This is a genomic window from Paraglaciecola sp. (genome assembly GCF_030730205.1).
GTDB lineage: Bacteria > Pseudomonadota > Gammaproteobacteria > Enterobacterales > Alteromonadaceae > Paraglaciecola.
Genome location: NZ_JANQVQ010000220.1, coordinates 1 through 9,574, shown reverse-complemented (window position 1 = coordinate 9,574; position 9,574 = coordinate 1). Strand labels below are relative to the sequence as shown.

The following is a 9,574-nucleotide window of genomic DNA, read 5'->3' as shown; positions in this document are numbered from 1 at the left end:
GCGTTTGGAGTACCAGCGTGAGGACTAAGATGACTGAGTCCTGAAGCACTTTGGGCGCTAGCTGCCGGTAACGACGATGACATTGAACCTATGTCGATTGCAGAACTTGCTCGTTTAGCACTTTGTGGTTCATTTCTGGTTTTTAGGGTTTGAGCCTCTAACATCTGTTCGGGTTTTATGGGATTTCCAGGTAAAGCCTTACCGAGTAAATCCTTACCGGGTATGTCCTTACCGGGTATATCCTTACCAGGTAAAGGTGCATCACCCGCTTGCTTAAGCTGCACTTGTTGTTTTAACTCGACCAAGGTTGCTGGAGATACGGGCGCTACCTGACCAGTGGAAGTCCTATCAGGAGCTTGATGTAAGTGGGTATTCACATTCATTTTATCAACAATTTTTAATGCACTTAAGTGTTCTAATTGGCTAGAAGTTAATGGTATGTTTGCCACGAGTTTTGGGTGCTGAATGTGTAAATTAGCGTTGCCATTGGCGCTAAACTGTAAGCTTATTTTTTCTGGTAACAAATTAAGCACTTTATCTAATATGGCTTGATTATTCGGGGTGTTTTGTTGAGTTAATTGGTTAATAAAGGTTTTAAGCGGCAGCGGTATGTCGATGGGTTGCTTATTAGCTTGCTGCTGCATAACTGTTTTAACTAGTGCAGCCGCATCTTCTGGCGTAAGAGTGAGCTTGGCCAGCGCGCCAAGATTAGCGCTGGGCTGGTTTGTGCTTAGCATTTTGGCTGACAACTCACCGCGCAACAGGCTTCCCTCTGGTGAGCCGAGCCTTGTTTTAATGTGCTCGTGTAGCTTGCGGTCACTCAAAGAAACCTGTTCGGTAGCCCGAGATTGCAATGACGGATTGTTTTCTAAAGGCTTGACGATTAATTGCCAGTTTTTGCCTTTGACCAGCATATCGATACTGACGGAATCGCCTTTTTGCCCCAGTACATTGGATGGCAGTGGTAGAGTGATCGTTTGACTGGGTTTACTGCCGATAAGATTAATACTTAATTGCCTCGTGAGTTGCTGGTCAGATGCAGTATTGGCAATCGTACCTTGTAACACGGTGAACAAATTTGCACTTTTGGCGGTATTGGCACCTGCAAACTCAAGTTTATACTGACCTAATAAGTGATTGAGTTGATTGGCCGGTAATTTTAACAAAGTTTGGCTGAGCGGGTCTGTTAGCGGCAATTTGCTACTCTCACCGGTTGCCGTTGTACTAAAAAATTGCAACAAATCTGTAGAAGCCTGCTTGAGGTTGACCTGATATGTTTGGCCGCTATTAAGTGAGCCTTGTAATTGCTGAGTTGGCAATAACGCAGCTTTTACCTGAGCGCTTGTTGTAGGGCTTAAACTAAATTGATTGCCCTCTAAGTGCCGAACAACGACTTCAATCGCTTGACGAGCGACATCCGAATTTGGCGCCGCTTTTGCCAGTTGGTTTAAGGCTTGATTGAGCTGAATATTTGAATGTAAAGGTATCTCTGTCATAACAGCGTTATCGGCCAAAAGTCAGATTTATTAGCTTACGCTAAACATTAAAAGCGCAGCAAACAAGTTTTATCGAAAGCTAACAGTGCTGATATGCTTATTATTCTCAACCTTCTGTTACAAATTGACCTTTTATATTGCCAAGAAATTCTCGGCTCTTGGTAGGTATCGATATGGCAATATGCTATCATCGCCCAGTTTTGGTAATTCTATAATAAGGTTTAATTTGAGCGTACTAAGTGCCGATAATTTGTCAGTAGTAAAAAACGACAGGTTATTGTTTGATAAGGTGAATTTTACATTAGCCGCCCATGGCTTGCTCTACGTTAAAGGGCCGAATGGTGCGGGTAAAACGAGCCTACTCAGAGCCATAACTGGTTTGTTAGAAACCGAAGACGGTGGGGTGTATTTTTTAAATCAAAAAGTCGCCTTGCAGCGTACATTATTTCATCAGCAATTAGTCTATTTTGGCCATAAATTAGGGCTCAATTTGCGCTTAAGTGCGCTCGAGAATTTAGTATTTTGGTGTGAGCAACAAAATATACAAGTCTCACAGGATGATATTTACGGTATTTTAGGTGAGCTTAGCTTAGTTGGTTTAGAGGATGTTCCAGTAGGGCATTTATCGGCTGGTCAGCAAAGACGAGTCGCCTTAGCCCGTTTATGGCTGAAAACAGCGGCAAGTCTGTGGGTACTAGATGAACCGTTTACTGCCTTAGACAGTAATGGTATTGCACTATTAACCAAAAAAGTTATGGATTTTCTACATGCTGGTGGAGCGGTCATTATGACCTCTCACCAAGAGTTGCAAATAGAGTACCCGAGGCAAGAACTGGTGTTGGAGTACCGAATTTGATGACGCCTGTCATGGCTTTGTTAAAGCGTGATTTAACACTGGCTTTTCATCAAAGGGCAGAATTACTGCAACCGGTCATTTTCTTTTTGTTGGTTATTACCTTGTTTCCGCTGGCGGTGGGGCCGAATGCGTCCACCTTGCAGATTATCGGGCCTGGAGTGATATGGGTCGCAGCAATATTGTCGTCGTTACTGGGTCTTGAACGCTTGTTTCGTGACGATTATCAAGATGGCTCCTTAGAGCACTTGATGTTATCCACTACGCCATTGCCCTTAATTGCTTTGGCAAAAGTAACAACCCATTGGCTGACCAGTATTGTTCCCTTAATTGTTTTATCGCCTTTGCTTGCCATTTTTTTGCATTTATCTGAGGCGATGTATTGGGCGTTATTAGCGACTTTATTACTGGGTACTCCTCTGCTTAGTTTAGTGGGGGCGATTGCGGTGGCCTTAACCGTTGGCTTAAATCGCGGTGGGGTTTTATTGGCACTATTACTCGTTCCAATATTTATTCCCTTGTTGATTTTTGCTACCTCAGCGGTAGATTCCGCCGCAATGGAACTACCTTATACTGCGCAATTAGCCTTTATTGCTGCAATGTTGTTGTTTGCTCTTGCTTTGGCGCCGTTCGCCATTGCGTATGCTTTAAAAGTGAGTCAAAACTGATGTGGAAGTGGTTACATCCTTATGCTAAACCAGAGCGAAGTTATCAGCTCTGCCAAACATTATTACCTTGGTTTGCGGTACTTGGCGGCCTCAGTTTGCTGGTGGGAACCTTTTGGGGACTGGCGATAGCGCCTGCTGACTATCAGCAAGGCGAGGCTTTTCGCATCATATATATTCATGTGCCGAGCGCTATTTTATCTAAAACTTTGTATTGCACCATGGCGGTAGCGGCCTTTATCGGCTTAGTTTGGCAAGTAAAAACGGCCTTTATGGCCATGGTGGCTGTTGCTCCTGTTGGTGCCATGATCACCTTTGTGTCGTTAATTACTGGCGCTGCGTGGGGTAAACCGATGTGGGGCACATGGTGGGAATGGGATGCAAGGTTAACCTCACAGTTAATCTTAATGTTTTTATTTATCGGTGTGATGTCTTTGTACAAATCTTTCGAAGACCCTCAGCAAGGCGGCAAAGCTGCTGGCGTTATGGCAATGGTAGGTATTATTAATTTACCGATTATTCATTATTCGGTTGAGTGGTGGAATTCACTGCATCAAGGCGCAACATTGTTGAAAATGGACAAGCCCTCTATGGCCACCGAGATGCTGTGGCCACTACTGGTGTGTATTGTGAGTTGGGCCTTAGTCAGTGGCGCGATTTTTCTGCTGAGATTACAAAATGAATTGTTGCGCCGCGAGATAAAACGCCCTTGGGTTGTGGCATTAGTTTTAAATAATAATGAGTCAAACAATACCGCAAGTGCTGTAAATAAAGAGTAAATACCATGCATTTTGATAGTTTCAATGAGTTTTGGGCCATGGGTGGGTATGGCATCTACGTCTGGTTGTCCTTTGGTTTGGGCTTGTTAAGTGTGGCGGCGTTGTGGTTATCTGCTTGGTTCACCAAAAAGCGTCTATTTAGGCAAGTTACCGTGGAACAAGCTCGTCAGCAGCGTATCCAACAAGCCAAACAACAGTCTGTTTAACCGTAAACGAGTGGAATTTTAAAATGAATCCTAGACGACAAAAACGCTTAATGGTTGTTTCAGCTATTGTACTTGTACTTGGCGCTGCCATTGGCATGACCCTATACGCATTGAGCCAAAGCATTGATTTATTTTACACGCCTTCTGAAATTTTTGATGGCAAAGACGGCAACGTACCACAAGTTGGCCAACGCCTTCGGATTGGCGGTATGGTGGTGCCTGGCAGTGTTAAAAGGGATCAAGAATCGTTAGCGGTCAGTTTTGATTTAGTTGATACCGGCCCCGCTGTTACAGTGAGTTATCATGGCATACTGCCTGATTTGTTTCGCGAAGGTCAGGGCATAGTAGCAACTGGCGTTCTGACTCAAAGTAATCATATTGAGGCCCACGAAGTGTTGGCCAAACATGATGAAGAATATATGCCGCCTGAGCTCGCTGAAAAAATGAAAGGCATTAAACATGTTAAACCTAGCGAAGCGGCTTATGGCGCATCAGCTAGTTATAATTAAGGGGCGTTGAAATGTTAGCTGAATTAGGTAATTTTTCACTGATCATGGCTTTGTTAATGTCGCTGTTATTAGCGATTTATCCGATGTGGGGGGCCTATAAACAACATCCTCAACTGATGGCAATGGCCAAACCTTTAGCCGTTGGTATGTTTTTATTTACCCTCTTTGCCTATGCCTGTTTAACTCAGGCCTTTTTACATGACGATTTTACCTTGGCGTATGTGGCGAATACGTCTAACAGTACCCTACCCATATACTACAAAATAACCGCGGTGTGGGGTGGTCATGAAGGCTCCTTTTTATTGTGGGTGATGATCTTTTCTATTTGGACCGTCGCGGTCGCGATTTTTAGTAAAGCAATACCAGCCAGAATGGTGGCGCGGGTCTTAGCCATCTTGGGTGCGGTAGGCTGTGGTTTTTATTTATTTATGTTGCTCACCTCCAACCCTTTTGACCGCTTATTACCGTTTTTCCCCATTGACGGCAAGGATCTTAATCCCTTATTGCAAGACTTCGGCATGATCATTCATCCGCCTATGTTGTATATGGGGTATGTTGGTTTTTCGGTGGCTTTTGCCTTTGCTTTAGCTGCGTTAATTTCTGGCGAATTAGATTCTACCTGGGCACGCTGGTCAAGACCTTGGACCATTGCAGCTTGGTCTTTTTTAACGATTGGGATCGCGCTGGGCAGTTGGTGGGCCTATTACGAGCTTGGTTGGGGCGGTTGGTGGTTTTGGGATCCGGTAGAAAACGCGTCCTTCATGCCTTGGCTAGTGGGCACTGCACTATTGCACAGCTTAGCGGTAACTGAAAAGCGCAAAGTATTTAAAGCGTGGACGGTACTGTTAGCTATTGCTGCTTTCTCCCTTAGTTTACTTGGCACATTTTTAGTCCGCTCAGGTATCTTGGTTTCAGTGCATTCATTTGCCAGCGATCCAAGCCGTGGATTATTTATATTGGGTTTGTTGGTGGTCATCATTGGTGGCTCATTGGCGTTATTTGCTTTTAGAGGGCAACAGCTGCGGGGTACTGGGCGCTATGAATTAGTCTCTCGAGAAGTATTGCTTATGGGCAATAACATCTTTTTGAGTGCGGCTACATTGGTGGTCTTGTTAGGCACGCTATTGCCCTTAGTGCACAAAGAGCTGGGGCTTGGGTCGATTTCTATCGGGGCGCCTTTTTTCGACACTATGTTCACCTATTTAATTGTCCCCTTCGTATTTTTTATGGGCATTGGCCCTTTATCTCGGTGGAAAAGTCAAACACCTCAAGCCTTGTATAAACAATTGCTGTTGGCTTTTGGTTTGGCTTTAAGTGCCGCCTTATTGGTTAATTTTAGTTTTGATGAAATATCTTATGTTGCGGTATTAGGGATGGTGCTCAGTGTATGGATTGTGATCACTACTATCATGGAGATTCAACAACGTATTGGGCCCCTTCAGCAGTCAGGTCAACTGACCATGGTGCAGAGTTTAGGTAAGTTAACGCCTAGTCATTGGGGCATGGTCTGTGGTCATTTAGGCTTTGCGGTATCACTCATCGGTATCAGTTTAGTCAGTGCTTACAGTGTTGAGCGCAACGTAAGAATGGCGATAGGTGATAGTGTGCAGATTCAAGGCTACGGATTTACCTTTGATGAAATATCACAGGAGCAGGGGCCCAACTACAGCGCAGATAGAGGGCACTTTGTGATCACCTACAATGGTAAGGAAATCACAGAATTATATGCCGAAAAACGCTTTTATCCGGTGCAGCGCAACAGCATGACTGAAGCGGGGATTGACTCAGGCATTACGCGAGACTTGTTTGTTGCCTTGGGCGAACCCCTTGAAAATGGTGATTGGGCGATTCGTATTTATGTTAAACCCTTTGTTAACTGGATATGGTTAGGCGCATTTATCATGGCCTTTGGCGGTGTGTTATCAATGAGTGATAAACGTTATCGCATGAAAAAATTAGCGACTCAATCGAATCCGCAGGCCCTAGCTCAAGCCAAAAGTACAGTAATGGAGCAAGCTTCACGATGAAAAAGTGGTTATTATTTTTACTACCTTTAATCGCCTTTGCAGGCTTGTTGGTGTTTTTATATCAAGGCTTGTTTTCTGATCCCCGTGAACATAAATCGACCCTATTAGAGCAATCAATGCCGCAATTTAGTTTGCCTGATTTGATGCAGCCTGAACAACAATACACCCAAGCGGTTTTTAAGGGTCAAGTGACCTTATTAAATGTGTGGGGCGTGTGGTGTATCACCTGTGCAATCGAATTGCCTTATTTAACCCAGCTGCAACAAGAGGGTAAACATATCGTTGGTTTGTATTATGACCAAGATATTGATCCTGATTTTGGCATTAAAACAGTGTCACGGGTGCAACAAGAGGTCAGGCAAAAACTCGCGCAATTAGGTAACCCTTATGCCTTTAATATCTTCGATGTAAAACGAGATTTATCCTTGGATTTGGGCGTAACTGGTGCACCTGAGACATTTTTAATCGATCAGCAAGGCAAGATTCGTTTACATCACATTGGTGATTTAAATCCGCGAGTGTGGCGCAATAAATTTGAACCTGTGTATCAATCTATAGTTGGAACAACGCAATGAAGGCATTAATCATTGCTGGGTTGATTTTGCTTAGTACTGCAAGCGCCTTAGCCACTGAAGATAAGTACCAATTTGATAGCGAAGCCCAACAAGATTTGTTTTTTGAGCTCAGTAAAGAGCTGCGCTGTCCTAAGTGTCAAAATCAAAACTTAGCCGACTCCGATGCGATGATCGCAGCTGATCTGAAGCGCAAAGTGCATGACTTGGTAAAACAAGGCCAAAACAAAGATCAAGTGATTGCCTACATGAAGCAGCGTTATGGTGATTTTGTGTATTATCAGCCGCCGGTTAATAGCATGACCATCTGGCTTTGGTTACTACCTGCACTGTTTGTGGTATCTGGAATGTTATGGTTAGTGTTAAGTCGCAAGTCGAACAAAGTTGAAATTAATCTCGATAATGCTCAGCAAAAACGGGTGGATGAATTACTGGAGCGTGACGAGTGAGTGAGTTTTTAATTGGCGCCGGCGTACTCAGTTTCGGCGCTCTACTGCTGGTTAGTTTGCCGTGGTTAATGCGCAGCAAAAGGGCGCAGCAAGATGTATTAACTAATACGCGTTTAATCAAACAGCGTTTAGCTGAACTAAACATCGAGCAAGCACAAGGTTTACTGACCGAAACAGACCGCCAGCAAGCAGAGCAAGAATTAAAATTAGCCCTACTTGAAGAGGTTAATGAGAAAACTCAGGCTACTACGCAGTCTCGATGGGTCCTTATTATTGGGTTGTCTATCGCTTTGTGTATTGCAGGAGCAGTCTATTATAAATCAAATCAGTTAAGCCAAATCACCCATTGGCAAACCGCAGTGGGGCAGTTGAGCGCCCTGGGTAAGTCCATCAACAGTGGGCAAAATATCGAAGCAAAAGATTTACGGGATTTTGCTTTGGGCTTGCGAACGCGACTTTATGAAGAGCCTAATGATGCCACTGGTTGGATGTTACTTGGACGAGTGTGGGGTGCCTTGAATCAACCCGAAACCGCAAAAGAAGCGTTTGAAAAGTCGCTCGCTATCGAGCCCAACAGTGTGGGTACTTTGCTCAGTTATGCCCAATCGTTAATTTTGATAGGTACAGAAGAAGAGTTGCAGCGCGCTCGAAGGGTATTGGAACGTGTTATCGCACTTGAGCCTGATAACATCAATGCAACCGGCACCTTAGCAATCGTGAGCGCCGAACTTGGCGACAATCAAGCGTCATTACAATATTGGCTAAAATTACAACGCTTTTTGCCAAAAGACGATCCAAACTACGACGCAGTGCAACAAAAAATCGATGAAATTACGGGTATTGAGCAAGGTGCTGGTGAAATTGCTTCAAGGGCCGATGCTGAAGCTGCATCGTCAAAACGCGTGCAAATTACTGTTGAGATTAGTGATGACATTCAGCAAAAACTCCCTTCCAGCGGTGTGTTATTTGTATTTGCGCAAGATCCAACAGGGCAAGTAAGAATGCCCGCTGCGGTGGTGAAACTGCCTTTGAGTCAATTTCCGGTGACCGTTGAGCTGTCAGACACTAACGCCATGATGCCAACGTATAAATTATCTAACCTTTCGCAGGCAAAATTAGTGGCACGAATTTCTCGTGATGAAAATGTGGCCCAAGCGCCCGGTGAATTGCAAGGCGAAATTACGGTTGAGTTAGTTCCGAATGAACTCAATATTCAAACCATTTTGATAAACAAGGAAATCTTGTGAAAAAGCTCTCATTTCTTTTACTCCCATTGTTGCTATTGGCCTTGGGGGGCTGTGCCTCAAATCCTAGGACCAAGGCGGATGCTGAGCAAGTCCAGCAATATACTGATCCCAAAGACCCCTTTGAGTCAGTTAACCGCAGCATGTGGGATTTCAACTATGATGTACTGGATGCCTATATTCTGCGTCCTACAGCGGTGGTATACGCTGATTATATGCCGCAATTTGCTCGTACTGGCTTGTTGAACATGGCGCTTAACCTCGAAGAGCCATCCAACTCAGTTAACAATGTACTGCAAGGTAAAATGGGCGACGGATTTATTAGTCTTGGACGTTTTTTGCTGAATTCCACCGTCGGCTTACTTGGCACTATCGATGTGGCCACTAAAATTGGTTTAGAACGCAAAGACGAAGAATTTGGTGAAGTATTAGGAAAATGGGGAGTCGCAACTGGCCCTTATTTGATGATACCCGCCCTAGGCCCAAATGATCCCCGCAGTGGGGTAGGTGATTATGTTGATAGCGCCTACGGACCACTAGACAGCTTGAATATCTATTTCAGTGTATTGCGTTTTGGCATAAAGGCTTTAGAAGCAAGAGCCGCATTAATTCAGCAAGAGCAACAACTCGACAACTCAGCCGATCCCTACGGTTTTGTTAAAAATGCGTATTTTCAGAACTTAGAATTTAAAGTCAAAGACGGCCAAGTAGAAAAAACAGCCGAAGAAGAAGCCCTAGACGATGATATTGATGCATATTTGGAAGGTTTGTAAA

Annotated in this window: 11 protein-coding genes; 10 read left to right on the top strand and 1 reads right to left on the bottom strand. The window is 44.2% G+C overall.

What is annotated here, in order from left to right; translation table 11 throughout:
• The coding region (locus NWQ57_RS14850; RefSeq protein ID WP_306022943.1) for a hypothetical protein at window positions 1-1,496 on the bottom strand (1,496 nt) is incomplete at its 3' end.
• 226 nt (window positions 1,497-1,722) lie between these two features.
• On the opposite strand from NWQ57_RS14850, the gene ccmA reads away from it, so the two are divergent.
• The 10 genes from ccmA to NWQ57_RS14800 are packed head-to-tail and all read left to right on the top strand — an operon-like array spanning window position 1,723 to window position 9,573.
• Complete coding sequence (gene ccmA, locus NWQ57_RS14845; RefSeq protein WP_306022942.1) at window positions 1,723-2,352, top strand: cytochrome c biogenesis heme-transporting ATPase CcmA; 630 nt, start codon at window positions 1,723-1,725, stop codon at window positions 2,350-2,352.
• A complete protein-coding gene (gene ccmB / locus NWQ57_RS14840) occupies window positions 2,352-3,017 on the top strand; it encodes a heme exporter protein CcmB (protein WP_306022946.1) in 666 nt (221 codons plus the stop codon). The genes ccmA and ccmB overlap by 1 nt, the downstream gene beginning before the upstream one ends.
• Entirely contained in the window at window positions 3,017-3,793 is a 777-nt protein-coding gene (locus NWQ57_RS14835) for a heme ABC transporter permease (RefSeq protein WP_306022941.1), read from the top strand. Before ccmB ends, NWQ57_RS14835 begins: the two co-directional genes overlap by 1 nt.
• 5 nt (window positions 3,794-3,798) lie before the next feature.
• A complete protein-coding gene (ccmD, locus tag NWQ57_RS14830; protein WP_306022940.1) occupies window positions 3,799-3,999 on the top strand; it encodes a heme exporter protein CcmD in 201 nt (66 codons plus the stop codon).
• 23 nt (window positions 4,000-4,022) lie between these two features.
• Window positions 4,023-4,508 (top strand): cytochrome c maturation protein CcmE, encoded by a 486-nt coding sequence (ccmE, locus tag NWQ57_RS14825; RefSeq protein ID WP_306022939.1) that lies wholly within the window; start codon window positions 4,023-4,025, stop codon window positions 4,506-4,508.
• A gap of 11 nt (window positions 4,509-4,519) precedes the next feature.
• A complete protein-coding gene (locus tag NWQ57_RS14820) occupies window positions 4,520-6,535 on the top strand; it encodes a heme lyase CcmF/NrfE family subunit (protein WP_306022938.1) in 2,016 nt (671 codons plus the stop codon).
• Entirely contained in the window at window positions 6,532-7,110 is a 579-nt protein-coding gene (locus NWQ57_RS14815; protein ID WP_306022937.1) for a DsbE family thiol:disulfide interchange protein, read from the top strand. Before NWQ57_RS14820 ends, NWQ57_RS14815 begins: the two co-directional genes overlap by 4 nt.
• Window positions 7,107-7,556, top strand: coding sequence for a cytochrome c-type biogenesis protein (locus NWQ57_RS14810; protein WP_306022936.1), 450 nt, complete (start codon window positions 7,107-7,109; stop codon window positions 7,554-7,556). The genes NWQ57_RS14815 and NWQ57_RS14810 overlap by 4 nt, the downstream gene beginning before the upstream one ends.
• Window positions 7,553-8,803, top strand: coding sequence for a c-type cytochrome biogenesis protein CcmI (gene ccmI, locus NWQ57_RS14805; RefSeq protein WP_306022935.1), 1,251 nt, complete (start codon window positions 7,553-7,555; stop codon window positions 8,801-8,803). Before NWQ57_RS14810 ends, ccmI begins: the two co-directional genes overlap by 4 nt.
• A complete protein-coding gene (locus tag NWQ57_RS14800) occupies window positions 8,800-9,573 on the top strand; it encodes a VacJ family lipoprotein (protein ID WP_306022934.1) in 774 nt (257 codons plus the stop codon). The genes ccmI and NWQ57_RS14800 overlap by 4 nt, the downstream gene beginning before the upstream one ends.
• Window position 9,574: the final 1 nt, after the last annotated feature.